Below are 16466 nucleotides of genomic sequence, written 5' to 3'. Positions count from 1 at the left end.
GCCCGACAAAATGCCGGGCCGCTACCAGTAGCGCTATTTACTTCGAATACAGTTCGACGATGAGCTGCTCGGTGATTTTCTCCGGAATCAGCTCACGGGCGGGGGCATTGATGAACTTGCCAGCCAACTCTTTGCCGTCCCACTCCAGCCACGAAAACTGGCGCGAGTTGCGAACCGACAGGCTCGTAGTGATGGCTTCCAACGACTTCGACTTCTCACGCACGGCCACAATGTCGCCGGGACGGAGGTGGTACGAAGGGATGTTCACCACTTCACCGTTCACGGTGATGTGCTTGTGACCAACGAGCTGGCGAGCAGCGCGACGCGTCGAGGCAATGCCCAAACGGTACACGGCGTTGTCCAGACGGGCTTCCAGCAAGGCGAGCAGGTTGTCGCCGGTGATGCCGGGGAGCGCTGCTGCTTTGTGGAATAGGTTTTCGAATTGCTTCTCCAACATGCCGTACATGTACTTCACCTTCTGCTTCTCCATCAGCTGGACAGCGTACTCCGACTGCTTCTTGCGACGGCCGCGGCCGTGCTGGCCCGGAGGATAGGCTTTTTTGTTGAGCGCTTTGCTCGGGCCGAAAATCGCCTCGTTGAAGCGACGGGCAATTTTTGAGGTTGGGCCGGTATAACGTGCCATTGTAATCTACTATCTGAAGTGAAAAACTAAACGCGACGACGCTTGGGAGGGCGGCAGCCGTTGTGGGGCAGCGGCGTTACGTCGCGGATGGTGGTCACCTCAATACCCACGTTGCCGAGGGCGCGGATGGCCGACTCACGGCCCGAACCCGGGCCTTTTACGAATACTTCGGCTTTGCGCATGCCCAGGTCGTGGGCTACTTTACCGCAGTCGCTCATCGCCATTTGGGCGGCGTAGGGCGTGTTCTTCTTCGAACCACGGAAGCCCATTTTGCCGGCCGAAGCCCACGAAATCACTTGACCGTTATTGTTCGTAATCGAGATGATGATGTTGTTGAACGAGGCACGGATGTGTACCTGGCCCACCTGCTCCACCACGACAACGCGCTTCTTGGCTTTGTCTTTTCTTTTTTGTGCCATTTGGTTATCGCAAAAAATGCGGGAGGTGTTGGCGCTGGCTGCGCGAGTACATTACTCGCCAGAGCCAGCGCCGATTCCCGGTTAAGTTTATTTAGTTGCCTTCTTCTTGCCGGCCACGGTCTTACGCTTGCCCTTACGGGTACGCGAGTTGTTCTTGGTACGCTGACCACGAACTGGCAGACCTTTACGGTGACGCAGACCACGGTAGCAACCGATGTCCATCAAACGCTTGATGTTCGTCGTTACTTCCGAGCGCAGCACGCCTTCAGTCTTGTGCTCGGCAGCAATGATGGCGCGGACGGCACCCGACTCCTCGTCGGTCCAGTCCTTCACCTTCTTGTTGACGTCGATGCCAGCTTTTACCAGAATCTTGCTGGCGTTGCTCCGGCCAATGCCGAAAATGTAGGTCAGCGAAATTTCGCCGCGCTTGTTGTCCGGGATATCAACCCCTGCGATACGAGCCATATTGGATGGTTATGTGTTTGCGGACAGAAACCCGGCAACTGCTTGGAAGGCGGGCCGGAGGTGAATAACCAACGACTCAGTACCCAAGGTTCCGGGGTTCTAAAAATTGAATTAACCCTGACGCTGCTTAAAGCGTGGGTTTTTCTTGTTGATGACGTAGAGCTTGCCATTACGGCGGACCAGTTTGCAGTCCACGCTACGCTTTTTCACCGAGGTTTTTACTTTCATGACCTGTGAAGGGAAACGGGTTTATTTATAACGATACTTAATCCGGCCCTTCGACAAGTCGTAGGGTGACATTTCGAGCTTAACCTTGTCGCCGGGCAGAATTTTGATGTAGTGCATCCGCATCTTGCCCGAAATGTGGGCAATCAGTTGGTGACCGTTCTCCAATTCCACGCGGAACATGGCGTTAGAAAGGGCTTCCAGGATGGTTCCGTCCTGCTCAATCGAGGCTTGTTTTGCCATAAGGGCTACTGCTGCAATGCTTTTTCGATGTACTCAAAGGAGGTGAGAATCTCCGCCTTTTCTTTTCTTACTACTATAGTGTGCTCGAAGTGCGCCGAGGGCTTGCGGTCCTTGGTGCGGATAGTCCAGCCATCCGCTTCCTGCACCACATCCTTCTTGCCCAGGTTCACCATCGGCTCAATCGCGATGACCAAACCTGTTTGCAAGAGCGGTCCGGAACCCCGCTTGCCGTAGTTCGGCACCTCGGGTTTCTCGTGCAGCTTCGCGCCAACTCCGTGGCCAACCAACTCGCGCACCACCCCGTAGCCCATCGGGGCCACATGGTTCTGGATAGCGTAGCTGATATCGCCCACGCGGTTGCCGCTCACGGCTTGTTCGATGCCTTTGTACAGCGCTGCTTTGGTTTCCCGCAGCAAAGCCAGTACTTCCGGCGCCACCTCCCCGATTGGGTAGGTGTAAGCACTATCTGAATGAAAGCCATTCAGGAAAACTCCGCCATCCACCGTGAGAATGTCACCATTCTTCAGCGGTTCATCGGTGGCGAACCCGTGCACGACCACCGAATTCGGGGACAGGCAAAGGCTATCTGGAAAACCATACAACCCTTTGAAGGAAGGTACTCCACCGTGGTCCCGGATGAACTCCTCCGCGCGCTTATCGAGCTGCCGCGTCGTTACTCCTTCCTTCACCATACTCGCGACTTCGCCGTGAGCCTTGGCCAGTACAAGCGCACTGGCACGGATGAGGTCAATCTCTTCTTCGGTTTTATATTGAATGCTGCCGCTCGCCATTGTTGCTTTACGAAGCTATCGAAATGGGCTGTGCCGTGCGACCGCGCAGCTTGCCCGACTTCATCATGCCATCGTAGTGCTGCATCAACAAGTAGCTCTGCACCTGGTTCACTGTGTCGAGCACTACACCCACCATAATGATGAGTGACGTACCGCCATAGAAAGCCGAGAATGGACGGGTTACGCCCAATAAAAGTGCAATAGCGGGGAAAATGGCAATGAGGGCCAGCGCTACAGCACCCGGCAGGGTAACACGAGTTAGTATTTCGTCGATGTACTCCGAAGTCTCACGGCCGGGCTTCACGCCGGGCACAAAACCACCACTCCGCTTCAAGTCGTCGGCAATCTGATTAGGATTGACGCTGATGGCCGTGTAGAAGTAGGTGAAGATGATAATCAGCAGACCGAAGGTCAGGTTGTACTGCCACGAAGTGTAGTCCGAGAACTTCACGCCGATGTAGCTGGCGGTATCACTCTGGTTCTGCCATACCGACGCCACAATGGCTGGAACGAACATCAGTGACTGCGCGAAAATGATGGGCATTACGCCAGCGGCATTCACCTTGAGGGGAATGAACTGACGTTGTGCGTCCAGCTGCGTAGTGCCACCAACCTGCTTAGCATATTGCACCGCGATGCGGCGAACAGCTTGCGTAAGCACGATAACGGCCATTACTACGAGGAACAGCACCACCATCTCCAGCAGGAAAATCAGGGATTTGTTCACGCCTTTAGCCGCAGCCTCACCGATTATAGCACCGGGGAGACGCGACACAATGCCAATCATGATGAGCATAGAGATACCGTTGCCGATACCTTTATCCGTAATTTTCTCGCCCAGCCACATGCAGAACAACGTGCCGGCCGTGATGATAATCATGGTCGAAACGGTGAAGAACGTGCCGGGGTTGATGATAGCCTCCGCGTTAATGGTGGCAATAAATCCAACCGATTGGGCCAATACTATCGGAATCGTGAGAATCCGGGTGTACTGGTTGATTTTCTTACGCCCCGATTCGCCTTCTTTCTGGAGCTTCTGGAAGTAAGGCACGGCAATCGTTAGCAACTGCAACACGATAGACGCCGAGATGTACGGCATAATGCCCAGCGCGAAAATCGACGCGTGGCTGAATGCGCCGCCGAGCAGCGTGTCCAGAATACCGAATAGGCCAGCCGCACCCGTTTTGAGTTGGGTGGGGTCCACGCCCGGCAGCACCACGTACACGCCGAGACGATAGATGGCAATGAAAAATAGCGTATTGAGGATTCGCGTACGCAAATCCTCAATCGCAAAGATGTTTTTTATCGACTCGATAAACTTATTCATTGCCGAAGGTAGCTTTTTAGAGCGTAACCGCTTTGCCGCCGGCCTTCTCGATGGCTTCAACAGCCGATTTCGAGAATGCGTGAGCATGAACTTCTACCGCCGTGGCGATTTCGCCGCGACCGAGGATTTTGATTTTAGCGTTCTTGGAAACCAAGCCGTTAGCCACGAAGTAGGCAGCATCCATCGTAGTGGCGCTGTTCTTTTCGAGCAGGGTAGCAAGGGCATCGAGGTTAATGCCTTTATATTCTACACGGTTGATGTTCGTGAAGCCGAACTTAGGCACACGGCGCTGGAGGGGCATCTGGCCACCTTCGAAGCCGGACTTGCGCTTGTAGCCCGAACGCGACTTGGCGCCTTTGTGACCACGGGTCGACGTGCCACCGCGCGTGGAGCCTTCGCCCCGGCCAATCCGCTTCTCGTTTTTAGTCGAGCCGTAGGCGGGCGATAAATTGCTGAGATTGAGCATGACGATTATAGTCTTACAGTTCGGTTACGAGGAGCAAATGCTGCACGCTTTTCACCATGCCCATAACGGACGGGTTTACTTCGTGGGTAGCAGTGCTGTTGAGTTTGTTCAGGCCGAGGGACTGAACGGTGCGCTTCTGACGCTCGGGGCGGTCAATGGCGCTGCGCACGAGCTTTACTTGAATTTGTGCCATGTCAATTAACCGTTAAAAACGCGGGCCAAAGAAATACCACGGGCTTGAGCGATTTGCAAGGGGTCGCGCATTTTGGCGAGGGCTGCAAACGTCGCTTTCACCACGTTGTGAGGGTTCGACGAGCCTTTCGACTTCGCCAGCACATCCTTAATACCGGCGCTCTCGAACACGGCGCGCATGGCACCGCCGGCGATTACACCCGTACCAGCCGCAGCGGGCTGGATGAGCACGAAACCACCGCCGAAGCGGCCTTCCATGAGGTGAGGAACGGTATGCTTGTACATCGGCACTTTCACCACGTTCTTCTTGGCGTCGTCAATGCCTTTGGCAATGGCGTCAGTTACTTCGTTGGCCTTGCCGAGGCCGTGGCCCACGTTGCCGTTGCCATCGCCTACTACCACAATGGCAGAGAAGCTGAAGCGGCGGCCGCCTTTCACCACCTTCGCTACGCGGTTGATGGCTACTACTTTTTCTTTGAAGTCGGAATCAGCCCCCATGCGGGAGTTGTCCTTGTTGCGGTCGCGGTCGTTGCTCCGCTGACGGTCGCCGCCGGGCCGGTTGGTGTTGTCGCGTTCTTGCGCCATGATAGTTTAGAAATTAAGGCCGCCTTCGCGAGCACCTTCAGCCAATGATTTTACGCGACCGTGGTAGAGGTAGCCCGAGCGGTCGAACACCACTTTCGTGATGCCTTTCTCCTGGGCGACGGCGGCGAGCTGCCGGCCTACGGCAGCGGCCAGGGCCACGCCGTTACCACCTTCGGCGGTTACTTTTTTCGACGTTGCGGCGGCCAGGGTACGGCCGGTCGTGTCGTCGATAATCTGAGCATAAATGCCCGTGTTGCTGCGGAACACCGACAGGCGCGGACGCTCCGTGGTACCGGACACTTTCGTGCGGATGATGCGCTGAATCCGCTTGCGGCGAGTTGCTTTATCAAATGCCATGATGCGAATTTATTTAGAGGCCGTTTTACCAGCTTTGCGACGGATAATCTCACCCACGAAACGCACACCTTTGCCTTTGTAGGGCTCCACTTTGCGCAGCGAACGAATTTTGGCGGCCACCTGGCCCAGCAACTGATTGTCGATGCTGGTCAGCGTAACAATCGGGTTTTTGCCTTTGTCGGTAACGGCCGTAGCGGTTACTTCACCCGGCAGGGCGATGTACACGTTGTGCGAGTAGCCAAGAGCCAACTCCAGCGTGCTGCCCACGAGCGAAGCTTTGTAACCTACGCCTACGAGCTCGAGCTTCTTCTCGAAGCCTTTGCTTACGCCTTCCACCATGTTGTTGATGAGCGAGCGGTAGAGACCGTGCATGGCCTTGTGGCGCTTCTGCTCGGTGGGACGGGTTACCGTGAGGGTACCATCTTCAACAGCTACGGTGATGTCGCGGTCTACTTGCGTAGTGAGCGTGCCCTTAGGGCCTTTCACCGTCACTGCGTTATCGTTGTCGACCGAGATAGCGACCCCAGCGGGGACGGAAATCGGCAGTTTACCAATACGTGACATAATTGAATTTGCTAAAGCGGTTCCGGACTAGTACACGTAGCACAGCACCTCGCCGCCCACGTTCTCGGTTTTGCACTCTTTCTCCGTCATCACGCCCTTCGAGGTCGAGATGATGGCGACACCCAAGCCGCTGAGGACGCGGGGGAGGTTGTCGGCGGCCACGTACTGACGCAAGCCGGGCGTCGAAACGCGCTGCAGCTTGGTGATGGCGGGTGCCTTCGTGGTCGGGTTGTACTTCAGAGCAATTTTGATGGTGCCCTGAACCGACGAATCATCAAAACGGTACGACTGAATATAGCCCTTGTGGTAGAGCACCTTCGTGATTTCCTTTTTGATGTTGCTGGCCGGAATTTCTACCACCCGATGATTCGCCTTGATGGCGTTGCGCACCCGGGTTAGGTAGTCGGCAATGGGGTCAGTGTTCATTGATTAGTAAATACGTCCGCTTTTTTCGGAGCGCAAAGATAAGAAAATTTCGCCGGGTGCCCAACGGGACCAACGAAATTTCGGTTAAGACTACTTGGCACGTCCGGCGACGGCACGGCCAATGGTTTCTTTTGGCAACCTGCCAAATGGTTTTGAGGCGAGCCTCGAGGGTTTTGGGAGTGCAAAGGTAGCAGGCTTACAGGGCTTTTGCAAGCGTTGCACTGAACTTTCCTGACTACTTATGATGGGAATGCGTGGCCGATACCTTCTAACCATATACAAACCCTACAAATGAAGAACCCCAGCTGTTAGCACAGCCGGGGTCCAAAAAACTGTTTTTGGTCTTTTCAACCGCTTTTCATAAAGCGTAGTACTGGTGACTAAGCATTTTCGGGTATATATCTGGCATTTGGGTAATTGCCGAGTATGGGCTGTCCAGCCGGGCCATTGGTTACAGCTTCGACCAGCAGCTTACCGCCTACGAAGGCCCCTTTCCAAGATTCGCCCAAACCACCGAACACTTCCTCGCGGTCACCCCGCGAACGCAGCTTGTTGATGCCCACTTTGAAGGAACGTATCTCGCGGGCCGTACGGCGGGCCAGGTCCTCATCATCGGAGGCAATAGCGGCCACCAAGGCACCATTTGAGATGTTCATCTCGCCTACTAGCTCTTCCATGCGGTCAACCAGCACGATGCTGTCAATGGGACCGAAAGGCTCCTTAAAATATAGCTCGCTCTGCCGAGGCAGGTTCACTAGCGCGCGGGGCATGGCATAAGCCGACCGGTCCTGGCCGGGCAGGAAGAGACTATCGTCAAATTTGCCTTCGTAAATAGGCGTAGCCCCGGTTTTGAGGGCATCGGCATAGAGGCGGTCGAGGTCTTGGGCTTGGGCGGCATTAATGACCGGACCAAAGGCGAGGTCCGGCAGCTTATCCCCCGCATTATCCACCAGAGTAGGATTACCCACCTTCAGGTTGCGCACGGCTTCGGTATACGTTTCCAGGAACTGGGGAAACAGCCGGCGCTCAACCACGAAGCGCACATAGGCGGTGCAGCGCTGCTTGCCGTAGTCGTAGCCCTTTTTGAGCTGGTCGGCCAGGGCATTCCAATCACTGTAGTCCCAGATGCCGTAGGCGTTGACGCCTTCCATTTCGAGCATGTAGCGCTTGTCGGTAGTGGAAAGCGCATCGGCGATGTTGCGGGCATTTTTGCGGCCTCCCACAAAGCTGAGGCAGTCGATGGCAGGATGCTTCACCAGTGCGTCGCTCAGTTCGCCGCCAGCGCCACTCACCAGCGTTACGGGCAGGCCCGCCCGGCGCACCAGGGCAAACGCCAGGCTCAGGGAGATGAAGCCCCCGTCGGTAGGCGTTTTGGCGATAACTGAATTGCCGCACAAAGCTTGAACCAGCACAGCGTGGAGCAGCACGGACATGGGGTAATTCCAGGAGGCAATGTTGGATACCAAGCCCAGCGGGGTGCGGCTCCCCAACATTGAGTCGATGTTATCGACGTACCATTGCGCGCCCTCCACGGCTCGGTCGATATCGGTGAAGCCCAGCTTGTAGGTCTTCCCGATTTCCCACATCAGCAGTTTGCCGATGAGCTCGACCTGCGGCCGGAGCAGGTCGAGTGCGTCCTGAACCTTCTTCCGGCGCTCATCGTGGCTGGTAGCGGCCCAAGCGGCGGCTTCGTTCTTGGCGGCCACCACGGCGCGGATGGCCGCGTCCTGATTCAGCATGGGCAGGCTGCCCAGCACGGTACTATCGATGGGCGAACGAAACTCGCGGGGCCGACCGGGCTCCTGCCAATGCCCCTCCATTAGATTAAGGAAACCACCCTCGGCGGTGAAGATTTCCGGAGTCACCTGCTTCACCTGGGCCAGCAGGGTGGCGTATTCTACCTGGGGAGAAATGATTTTGGGCATGGGGTAGGTACTGGTTTGCAATAAAGAAGTAGGTGAGTGACGAATACAGACATCAAGCACGAGTTTAACAAATTGTTTTCCAGCACCAAATACATCCGTGTGACCAATACATTGTAAAGTGCCCTTGTCGCACGAGCTTCATGGCATGCCTACCTGAATTACCCACCTTTTTTGCAATAACAACCCCTCCCCCACCACCCGCCGCCAAAGTAGCTGAGGAAACTGGGAGTGGCAGCAGCCTCGGTACCTAACCTTCGTACCAAGTGTATTAGTAGTCCCCGGGCAGGGGTTCAGAAACGGCGACGTAAGTTTTATACCTCTAAGTAGGCAATAAAACCATCGACAGTATGCTGAATATCTTCTTTGTTTTTAATATACTCTGGGCATACCTCTGGATGTTGCTGCACATCGTCCCACTTTGCTTTGATGGTATGCAAGTCGTCCGAATCGAACTCAAATATCTGTCCGTCTAATATACTTATCGCGCCCATTTTGACTTCAGCATTCCCGTAGAAGAGTAAGTCGAACATTTCGACTAACAGGTGAGAACAGTTCAAGGTATCTAAGGCAAACACCATTGTGCCTCGATAATTTTCGTTCTCCTTTTTGGTGATTGCCTGCATTAGTGGCTCTACAGCACGGCTATCTTCTGAATCGTGTAAGGCAATGGACGCTCGATTCCGCATCAGAACATCAGTGCCTGAAAGGAAAGAAACGAGGAATTCAAATACTTCATCTCCGCCAATGCTCACTAGCTTATCCAAAGCAGGCTCAGCAATGGTCCAATCTGATGAAAGAAACTCCGCTTTAAGAATCGTTAAATCTAGTACCACCTTGCGATTTCTTAGTTAGAGCATACTCCAATCGACTTATGAAACAAAAATAGACGCCCCAGCCGAAGCTGAAGCGTCTATTTAAGTGCTTGTGAAAAGCCTTACTGGACTACCAGCTCGACTTGGTCACACCAGGAATCTTCCCGGCGAGGGCCATTTCGCGGAAACGCACGCGGCTGATGCCAAACTTGCGCATGTAGCCGCGGGGGCGGCCGTCAATCATGTCGCGGTTGTGCAGGCGCACGGGCGAAGCGTTTTTGGGCAGCTTGTCGAGACCTTCGTAGTCGCCGGCAGCTTTCAGAGCCTTGCGCTTCTCAGCGTAGCGGGCCACGGTGGCAATGCGCTTGCGCTCCCGTGCTTTGATGGATTCTTTAGCCATAAGAGGTAGGGATTAAGCGTCTTTTTTAGCGTTGGCGAAAGGCATACCGAAAGCTTTCAGCAGCTCGTAGCTCTGCTCATCGTTCTCAGCGTTGGTCACGAACGTGATGTCCATGCCCGAGATGCCTTTGATTTTGTCAATCGAGATTTCGGGGAAGATGATTTGCTCCTTCACGCCGAGCGTGTAGTTGCCACGACCATCGAAACCTTTGTCGTTGATGCCTTTGAAGTCACGTACGCGGGGCAGGGCCACCGTCAGCAGACGGTCCATGAACTCGTACATTTTCTCGCCGCGCAACGTCACTTTAGCACCGATAGGCATGCCTTCGCGGAGCTTAAAGTTCGACACCGATTTCTTGGCGATGGTGGCAATGGCTTTCTGGCCGGTGATAACCGTCAGTTCTTCCACGCCGTTGTCGACCAGCTTCTTGTCAGCTACCGCAGCGCCGATGCCACGGTTGATGCAGATTTTGGTGACACGGGGTACCTGCATGATGCTCTTGAACTGGAATTTCTCCTGGAGCGCGGGTACGATGTCTTTTTTATAAATGTCTTTGAGACGGGCCATGATGCGGGGGGCTGCTTAAGCCGTTTTGGCAGTGGCACGCTTGGCCTTCGCAGGCGCAGCCGGAGCTGCAGCCGCTGCGGCGCCTTTGCGCACCCGCTCACCGGTGGTGGGGTTGATAGCCTGCACGTTGCTCACGTGCATGGGCGCCTCCATCTTGGTGATGCCGCCCTGGGGCGATTTGGCGCTCGGCTTGTTGTGTTTCGTCACCAGGTTCAGCCCTTCCACGGTTACGCGCTGGGTTACCCGGTTCACCGACTTAATCACGCCGGTTTTGCCCTTTTCGTCGCCAGCAATCACCTTCACGGTATCGCCCGACTTTACGTGCAGTTGCACGGGGTCTGCTTTTCTGATAGCCATGGCTTAGAGTACTTCGGGGGCTAGGGATACAATTTTCATGAACTGACGCTCACGCAGCTCGCGGGCCACTGGGCCGAAGATGCGCGTGCCGCGAGGCTCGTCGTTGTTGTTGAGCAACACGGCAGCGTTGTCGTCGAAGCGGATGTACGAACCGTCTTTACGACGAATCTCCTTCTTCACGCGCACTACTACGGCCTTGCTCACGGTGCCTTTTTTAGCGTTGCCCGAAGGGATAGCCGACTTGATGGCTACCACAATCTTGTCGCCAACGCTGGCGTATTTCTTGCCCGTGCCACCCAAAACGCGGATGCAGAGGACTTCCTTGGCGCCGCTATTGTCGGCCACCGTCAGGCGGGATTCTTGCTGTATCATCGAATTAGATTATTTAGCGCGTTCAATAATTTCCACCAGGCGCCACCGCTTGGTTTTGCTCAGCGGACGGGTGCTCATGATGAGGACCGTGTCGCCTTCGCCGCACTCGTTTTTCTCGTCGTGGGCGTGGAATTTCGTGGTTTTGGTCACGAACTTGCCGTACTTGGGGTGCTTTTGTTTCTGCACCACAGCCACGGTGATGGACTTATCCATCTTGCTGCTCGTCACCTTGCCGGTGATTTCTTTGCGCATGTTGCGCGAAGCTTCATCGGCTGCGGTTTGGTCTTGGGTTGTTACGTCGGTTGCCATCGGAATTAAGCGGGGTTAGAGGCCTGCTCGTTGTTCCGGCGGGTCTGCTCGGTGAGCAAACGGGCGACGTTCTTACGGTTGGCCTTGAGGCGGGCGGGGTTTTCCAGGGGCGAAATCGCATGAGCGAAACGCAGCTGCTGGCCCTGAGCCTGCTCGGTTTTGATTTGCTCTTTCAGCGCGTCGGCGGAAAGGCCTTTGTGGTCGGTCTTGTTCTTCATGACTTAGGCGGCGTCCGTGTAGTCGCGGCGAACCACGAATGAAGTACGAACCGGCAGCTTCTGAGCCGCGAGACGCAGCGACTCCTTAGCTACTTCCAGCGATACGCCGTCCGACTCGAACATGATTTGACCCGGCTTCACGCAGGCCACCCAATACTCGGGCGAGCCTTTGCCCTTACCCATCCGCACTTCAGCAGGCTTCTTGGTAATGGGTTTGTCGGGGAAAATGCGAATCCATACTTGCCCTTCGCGTTTCATGGCGCGGGTCATGGCAATACGGGCAGCCTCAATTTGGCGAGCCGTAATCCAAGACACTTCCAGCGACTTGATAGCGAACGAACCGAAGTCTATGGAGCTGCCGCGGTAGGCGAGGCCTGTTACGCGACCCTTTTGCATCTTGCGATACTTGGTCCTTTTCGGTTGTAACATTTTATTGAAATTTTAAAGAATTCAGAAGAAGATAGAACGTCAAAACCAGAACGTCATGCTGAGCTTGCCGAAGCATCTCTACCACAAGGGTAATCAAGCTGATTCAACGAAGCGGTAGAGATGCTTCGGCAAGCTCAGCATGACGTTCTGTTATTTCAAAACGTTCATTTAGAAACTAGCGACGCGGGCCACGAGGAGCACCACCGGCGGCTCCACCACCAGCGGCGGGGCCGTTGCGGCGGGGACCAGCGTTGTCGCCGCGGGGAGCACCACCGCCGGCGTTGCCACCACGGTCGTTGCCACCACGGCCACCAGCACCACCATCACGACGCGGGCCGCGGTCGCCTTCACGACGCTCGCCACGGGGGCCACGGTCGTCACGACGTCCACCGGCATCGCCACCGGGGTTGGTGAGCTGCTGGTTGGGCGAGAGGTCGGGCTTGCCGAACACCTCACCGCGCATTACCCACACCTTGATGCCGATTTTGCCATACACGGTCTGAGCTTCCGACAAAGCGTAGTCGATATCGGCGCGCAGCGTGTGCAGCGGCGTACGACCTTCTTTGTATTGCTCCGAACGGGCAATTTCAGCACCGCCGAGACGGCCACCGCACTGAATCTTGATGCCTTCGGCACCAACACGCATCGCAGCCTGAATCGACATCTTCATGGCGCGACGGAAGGAGATACGAGCGGCCAGCTGCTGGGCGATGCTCTCGCCTACCAGTTTGGCATCCAACTCCGGACGCTTAATTTCGAAGATGTTGATTTGAACGTCTTTGCTGGTGATTTGCTTCAGCTCGTCCTTAATCTTGTCAACCTCCTGGCCGCCCTTACCAATTACCACACCCGGACGCGCCGTGTTGATGGTGATGGTGATGCGCTTCAGGGTGCGCTCAATCACAATGCGGCTGATGCCACCTTTCTGAATGCGGGCGTTGATGTACTTGCGGATTTTCTCGTCCTCCACCAATTTCTCGGCGAAGTCCTTACCACCGTACCAGTTGGAGTCCCAGCCTTTGATGACTCCCAAGCGGAAGCCAACCGGATTTACTTTCTGTCCCATATTAAATTAGGATTTGGCGTCGGCCTTAGGGTTATCGGTAGTACCAACTTGCTTTGCGTGCTCGGTGGTCGTTTCAGCTTGCGCACGAGCAGCTTTCGAACCGGCTTTCTCCACTTTCGTGTCGATTTTCAGGGTCACGTGGTTGCTGCGCTTGCGGATGCGGTGGCCACGGCCCTGAGGGGCGGGGCGCAGGCGCTTCAGCTGGCGTCCTTCGTCCACGAAGATTTCGCTGATGTAGAGGTTTGCGTCCTCAATCCGCTCTTCTTCGTTGTGCTGCTGCCAGTTGGCCAAGGCCGAAAGGAGCAGTTTCTCAATCTTCTCGGCGCCGATATTGGCTTCGAAGCGCAACAGGCCGAGGGCCTGGGTCACTTTCTTGCCGCGCACGAGGTCGGCCACCAGTCGCATCTTACGAGGCGAGGTCGGCACATTGCGGAGTTTTGCTACTGCTTCCATCTTAGCGCTTGCCTTTATCTTTTTTGGCGACGTGACCACGGAAGTTACGCGTCGGAGCAAATTCGCCCAACTTGTGTCCTACCATGTTCTCGGTCACATACACCGGGATGAACTTATTGCCGTTGTGAACAGCGAATGTGTGGCCAACGAAATCGGGGGAAATCATCGAGCGGCGCGACCAAGTCTTCACCACTGATTTTTTACCGGCCGTTTCGAGTGCCGTGACTTTCTTTTCCAGCCGGAAGTCAATGTACGGCCCTTTTTTGAGTGAACGTGCCATATATTACTTCTTGCCTTTGCGGCTCACAATCAGGTTCTCCGAATACTTGTTCTTGTTACGGGTCTTCTGGCCCTTAGCCAAAATGCCGTTACGGCTACGTGGGTGACCACCCGACGATTTGCCTTCGCCACCACCCATGGGGTGGTCGACAGGGTTCATCACCACACCACGAACGCGGGGACGACGACCAGCCCACCGGTTCCGGCCAGCCTTACCCATCACGGTGTTCATGTGGTCTCCGTTCGATACCGTGCCGACCGTGGCCATGCAGGTAACGAGCACCATGCGCATTTCGCCGGAAGGCAGTTTGAGCGTGGCGTACTTCTCTTCGCGGGCTACGATTTGGGCGTAGGTACCAGCCGAGCGGGCCATGGCCGCACCCTGACCGGGCTGCAATTCGATGTTGTGGAGGATGGTACCGAGGGGAATCTCGCGCAGCGGCAAGGTATTGCCCACTTCGGGGGCCACACCGGGGCCCGATACAATCTTCGCGCCTACCTGCATGCCGGCGGGAGCGATAATGTAACGCTTCTCGCCGTCAGCATAGCTGAGCAGGGCGATGCGGGCGGTCCGGTTGGGGTCGTATTCGATGGTCTTCACCGTGGCGGGCACACCGGCCTTGTCACGCTTGAAGTCCACGATACGGTACTGGGTTTTATGACCACCGCCGATGTAGCGGTTGGACATTTTACCGGAAGAGTTCCGGCCACCCGATTTGGGGAGGGAAGTCATCAACGACTTCTCCGGGGTCGACGTCGTAATCTCGTCGAACACCGGCGCAACGCGGTGGCGTTGCCCTGGGGTTGTTGGTCTGAGTTTTTTAAGTGCCATTACTAGCTAGTTGTGCTTTTGCGGCGAGAGAATCTTTTGTTGGCGAAGCCTAGAGGTTGCTATAGAAGTCGATTACATCGCCTTCTTTAACCGTCACAATGGCTTTTTTGCCATTGGAACGACGGCCGGAAACCTGGCCGCCTTTGGTACCTTTCGACTTGATTTTGCCAATGGTGCGCATCGTGTTGATGTCGGTTACCGTCACGCCGTACAGCGATTCGATGTCCTTCTTGATTTGCACTTTGTTGGCGGTGCGCTCCACTTCGAAGGTGTAGCGACCTTTCTCGTTGAGGCCGGTGGCCTTTTCGGTGACGATGGGGCGTTTCAGCGTGCTCATTATTCGGCGGTGCTATAGAGTTGAACCAAGGAAGCCATGCCGTCTTCCGAAATCAGCAGCGTATCCGTGTTCAGCAGGTCGTGGGTGTTGAGGCCGATAGGCGTCGACACTTTCACTTTCTGCAGGTTGCGGGCGCTGAGGAGCACGTTCTTGTTTACCTCACCGGTAACCAGCATGGTCTTCTTGCCATTGTTCAGCTTGAGGCCGTCCATGATGGCAACGAAGTCCTTGGTGCGGGGAGCATCCATGGCAATGTTCTCCACGATGGAGATTTTGCCATCTTTCGCCAGGCTCGACAAAGCCGAGAGGCGTGCTACGCGCTTGGTCTTCTTGTTGAGCTTGAAGTTGTAGTCGCGTGGCTGCGGACCGAACATCCGGCCACCACCAACGAACACACCCGACTTCATGCTACCAGCACGGGCGCCGCCCGTACCTTTCTGCTTCTTCAGCTTCTTCGTGGTGCCGTGCACCTCGTTGCGCTGCTTGGACTTGTGCGTGCCCTGGCGCTGGTTGGCCAAGTACTGCTTCACGTCCAGGTACATCACGTGCTCGTTTACTTCGAGACCGAAGATGGCGTCAGACAGGGTCACCTTGCGGCCGGTGTCTTCGCCTTTGAGGCTATATACTGCGAGTTCCATCGTATCGTCTATTTCTCGATTACCACGTAAGAATTCTTAGCACCGGGAATCGAGCCGCTCACCAGAATCAGGTTCTTGTCGCCTACTACGCGCATCACCTTTAGGTTCTGCACTTTCACGCGGTCGTTGCCCATCCGGCCACCCATGCGCATTCCTTTGAATACGCGCGAAGGCCAGGAGCAAGCACCAATCGAACCGGGGTGACGCAGGCGGTTGTGCTGGCCGTGGGTCTGGCCACCAACACCTTGGAAGTTGTAACGCTTTACAACGCCCTGGAAACCCTTGCCTTTGGAAGTGCCTACAACGTCAACAAACTCGCCTTCCTCGAAGAGGGTAGCGTCGATAGTTGCGCCAGCGGCGTAGGTCGATTCAGCGTCGAGGCGGAATTCAACCAATTTTTTCTTGGGGGTAGTGCCAGCTTTCGTGAAGTGACCAACCAAAGCTTTGGTGGTGTTCTTCACTTTTTTCTCGCCGTACCCAATTTGAATGGCGGTGTAACCGTCATTCGCGATAGTCTTAACCTGCGTCACTACGCACGGACCCGCTTCGATGAGCGTGCAGGGAATGTTTTTCCCATCCGGAGTGAAGAGGCTTGTCATACCGATTTTCTTACCGATGATGCCAGGCATTCTGTTGTTGATTAAATGACACAAAAAGAAAACGACCGAATGCCGTTTTCGCTAAGGGAGTGCAAAGATAGGAAAAAAGCCTCGGGAATCACAAGGCAGCCTGGAAATATTTTCGCAGTGAGGCTGTTAGCTCGGCTTAA

The 16466-nt window shown here is 55.4% G+C and carries 29 protein-coding genes; all 29 read right to left on the bottom strand.

Annotation, left to right across the window (positions count from 1 at the left end; genetic code table 11):
- Positions 1-37: 37 nt before the first annotated feature.
- Positions 38-643, bottom strand: coding sequence for a 30S ribosomal protein S4 (gene rpsD / locus ABIB44_RS12715; RefSeq protein WP_168672166.1), 606 nt, complete (start codon positions 641-643; stop codon positions 38-40).
- Between the two features lie 26 nt (positions 644-669).
- Positions 670-1062, bottom strand: coding sequence for a 30S ribosomal protein S11 (gene rpsK / locus ABIB44_RS12710; RefSeq protein WP_035567868.1), 393 nt, complete (start codon positions 1060-1062; stop codon positions 670-672).
- Positions 1063-1149: 87 nt separating this feature from the next.
- Positions 1150-1527, bottom strand: a complete 378-nt coding sequence (gene rpsM / locus ABIB44_RS12705) for a 30S ribosomal protein S13 (protein ID WP_035567870.1) — start codon at positions 1525-1527, stop codon at positions 1150-1152.
- 111 nt (positions 1528-1638) lie between these two features.
- A complete protein-coding gene (gene rpmJ / locus ABIB44_RS12700; protein WP_046246595.1) occupies positions 1639-1755 on the bottom strand; it encodes a 50S ribosomal protein L36 in 117 nt (38 codons plus the stop codon).
- Positions 1756-1776: 21 nt separating this feature from the next.
- The gene (gene infA / locus ABIB44_RS12695) at positions 1777-1995 is read right to left on the bottom strand and encodes a translation initiation factor IF-1 (RefSeq protein WP_035567874.1); all 219 of its coding nucleotides are present in this window, start codon (positions 1993-1995) and stop codon (positions 1777-1779) included.
- A gap of 5 nt (positions 1996-2000) precedes the next feature.
- Positions 2001-2786, bottom strand: coding sequence for a type I methionyl aminopeptidase (gene map / locus ABIB44_RS12690; protein ID WP_354585013.1), 786 nt, complete (start codon positions 2784-2786; stop codon positions 2001-2003).
- A gap of 7 nt (positions 2787-2793) precedes the next feature.
- Positions 2794-4113: a preprotein translocase subunit SecY gene (gene secY, locus ABIB44_RS12685; RefSeq protein WP_354585012.1), complete on the bottom strand. Its 1320-nt coding sequence runs from the start codon at positions 4111-4113 to the stop codon at positions 2794-2796.
- Between the two features lie 16 nt (positions 4114-4129).
- Entirely contained in the window at positions 4130-4579 is a 450-nt protein-coding gene (gene rplO, locus ABIB44_RS12680) for a 50S ribosomal protein L15 (protein ID WP_354585011.1), read from the bottom strand.
- A 13-nt stretch (positions 4580-4592) separates the two neighbouring features.
- On the bottom strand, positions 4593-4772 hold the full coding sequence (rpmD, locus tag ABIB44_RS12675; protein WP_035567880.1) for a 50S ribosomal protein L30: 180 nt from the start codon (positions 4770-4772) through the stop codon (positions 4593-4595).
- A gap of 5 nt (positions 4773-4777) precedes the next feature.
- Entirely contained in the window at positions 4778-5269 is a 492-nt protein-coding gene (gene rpsE / locus ABIB44_RS12670) for a 30S ribosomal protein S5 (protein WP_354585095.1), read from the bottom strand.
- 93 nt (positions 5270-5362) lie between these two features.
- On the bottom strand, positions 5363-5713 hold the full coding sequence (gene rplR / locus ABIB44_RS12665) for a 50S ribosomal protein L18 (protein ID WP_188561971.1): 351 nt from the start codon (positions 5711-5713) through the stop codon (positions 5363-5365).
- Between the two features lie 9 nt (positions 5714-5722).
- The gene (rplF, locus tag ABIB44_RS12660; protein ID WP_354585009.1) at positions 5723-6277 is read right to left on the bottom strand and encodes a 50S ribosomal protein L6; all 555 of its coding nucleotides are present in this window, start codon (positions 6275-6277) and stop codon (positions 5723-5725) included.
- Positions 6278-6304: 27 nt separating this feature from the next.
- Positions 6305-6703: a 30S ribosomal protein S8 gene (gene rpsH, locus ABIB44_RS12655; RefSeq protein ID WP_068191741.1), complete on the bottom strand. Its 399-nt coding sequence runs from the start codon at positions 6701-6703 to the stop codon at positions 6305-6307.
- Between the two features lie 380 nt (positions 6704-7083).
- Positions 7084-8628 carry an aldehyde dehydrogenase family protein gene (locus ABIB44_RS12650; RefSeq protein WP_354585008.1) on the bottom strand — a complete coding sequence of 515 codons (1545 nt, stop codon included), beginning with the start codon at positions 8626-8628 and terminating at the stop codon, positions 7084-7086.
- Positions 8629-8939: 311 nt separating this feature from the next.
- Positions 8940-9461, bottom strand: coding sequence for a HEAT repeat domain-containing protein (locus tag ABIB44_RS12645; protein WP_354585007.1), 522 nt, complete (start codon positions 9459-9461; stop codon positions 8940-8942).
- Between the two features lie 109 nt (positions 9462-9570).
- Positions 9571-9840: a 30S ribosomal protein S14 gene (gene rpsN, locus ABIB44_RS12640; RefSeq protein ID WP_035567891.1), complete on the bottom strand. Its 270-nt coding sequence runs from the start codon at positions 9838-9840 to the stop codon at positions 9571-9573.
- Between the two features lie 12 nt (positions 9841-9852).
- Positions 9853-10407 carry a 50S ribosomal protein L5 gene (rplE, locus tag ABIB44_RS12635; protein WP_168672176.1) on the bottom strand — a complete coding sequence of 185 codons (555 nt, stop codon included), beginning with the start codon at positions 10405-10407 and terminating at the stop codon, positions 9853-9855.
- Between the two features lie 15 nt (positions 10408-10422).
- The gene (gene rplX / locus ABIB44_RS12630; RefSeq protein ID WP_345051300.1) at positions 10423-10764 is read right to left on the bottom strand and encodes a 50S ribosomal protein L24; all 342 of its coding nucleotides are present in this window, start codon (positions 10762-10764) and stop codon (positions 10423-10425) included.
- 3 nt (positions 10765-10767) lie between these two features.
- Positions 10768-11136 (bottom strand): 50S ribosomal protein L14, encoded by a 369-nt coding sequence (rplN, locus tag ABIB44_RS12625; RefSeq protein ID WP_188561967.1) that lies wholly within the window; start codon positions 11134-11136, stop codon positions 10768-10770.
- Between the two features lie 9 nt (positions 11137-11145).
- A complete protein-coding gene (gene rpsQ, locus ABIB44_RS12620; RefSeq protein ID WP_168672178.1) occupies positions 11146-11445 on the bottom strand; it encodes a 30S ribosomal protein S17 in 300 nt (99 codons plus the stop codon).
- Between the two features lie 5 nt (positions 11446-11450).
- Positions 11451-11663, bottom strand: a complete 213-nt coding sequence (gene rpmC, locus ABIB44_RS12615; protein WP_345051291.1) for a 50S ribosomal protein L29 — start codon at positions 11661-11663, stop codon at positions 11451-11453.
- A gap of 3 nt (positions 11664-11666) precedes the next feature.
- On the bottom strand, positions 11667-12092 hold the full coding sequence (gene rplP, locus ABIB44_RS12610; RefSeq protein ID WP_035567899.1) for a 50S ribosomal protein L16: 426 nt from the start codon (positions 12090-12092) through the stop codon (positions 11667-11669).
- A 175-nt stretch (positions 12093-12267) separates the two neighbouring features.
- Positions 12268-13158, bottom strand: coding sequence for a 30S ribosomal protein S3 (rpsC, locus tag ABIB44_RS12605; RefSeq protein WP_070727272.1), 891 nt, complete (start codon positions 13156-13158; stop codon positions 12268-12270).
- Positions 13159-13164: 6 nt separating this feature from the next.
- Positions 13165-13611: a 50S ribosomal protein L22 gene (rplV, locus tag ABIB44_RS12600; RefSeq protein WP_216685964.1), complete on the bottom strand. Its 447-nt coding sequence runs from the start codon at positions 13609-13611 to the stop codon at positions 13165-13167.
- A gap of 1 nt (position 13612) precedes the next feature.
- Entirely contained in the window at positions 13613-13891 is a 279-nt protein-coding gene (gene rpsS / locus ABIB44_RS12595) for a 30S ribosomal protein S19 (RefSeq protein WP_068191730.1), read from the bottom strand.
- A gap of 3 nt (positions 13892-13894) precedes the next feature.
- A complete protein-coding gene (gene rplB / locus ABIB44_RS12590) occupies positions 13895-14722 on the bottom strand; it encodes a 50S ribosomal protein L2 (protein WP_168672182.1) in 828 nt (275 codons plus the stop codon).
- 49 nt (positions 14723-14771) lie between these two features.
- Positions 14772-15059, bottom strand: coding sequence for a 50S ribosomal protein L23 (gene rplW / locus ABIB44_RS12585; protein WP_354585006.1), 288 nt, complete (start codon positions 15057-15059; stop codon positions 14772-14774).
- On the bottom strand, positions 15059-15697 hold the full coding sequence (gene rplD / locus ABIB44_RS12580) for a 50S ribosomal protein L4 (protein ID WP_354585005.1): 639 nt from the start codon (positions 15695-15697) through the stop codon (positions 15059-15061). The genes rplW and rplD overlap by 1 nt, the downstream gene beginning before the upstream one ends.
- 8 nt (positions 15698-15705) lie before the next feature.
- Positions 15706-16326 carry a 50S ribosomal protein L3 gene (gene rplC, locus ABIB44_RS12575; protein ID WP_070727262.1) on the bottom strand — a complete coding sequence of 207 codons (621 nt, stop codon included), beginning with the start codon at positions 16324-16326 and terminating at the stop codon, positions 15706-15708.
- Positions 16327-16466: the final 140 nt, after the last annotated feature.

Source organism: Hymenobacter sp. UYCo722 (assembly GCF_040547115.1).
GTDB lineage: Bacteria > Bacteroidota > Bacteroidia > Cytophagales > Hymenobacteraceae > Hymenobacter.
Note: the sequence above shows the minus strand (reverse complement) of the source record. Positions and strands in the feature narration are given on the sequence as shown.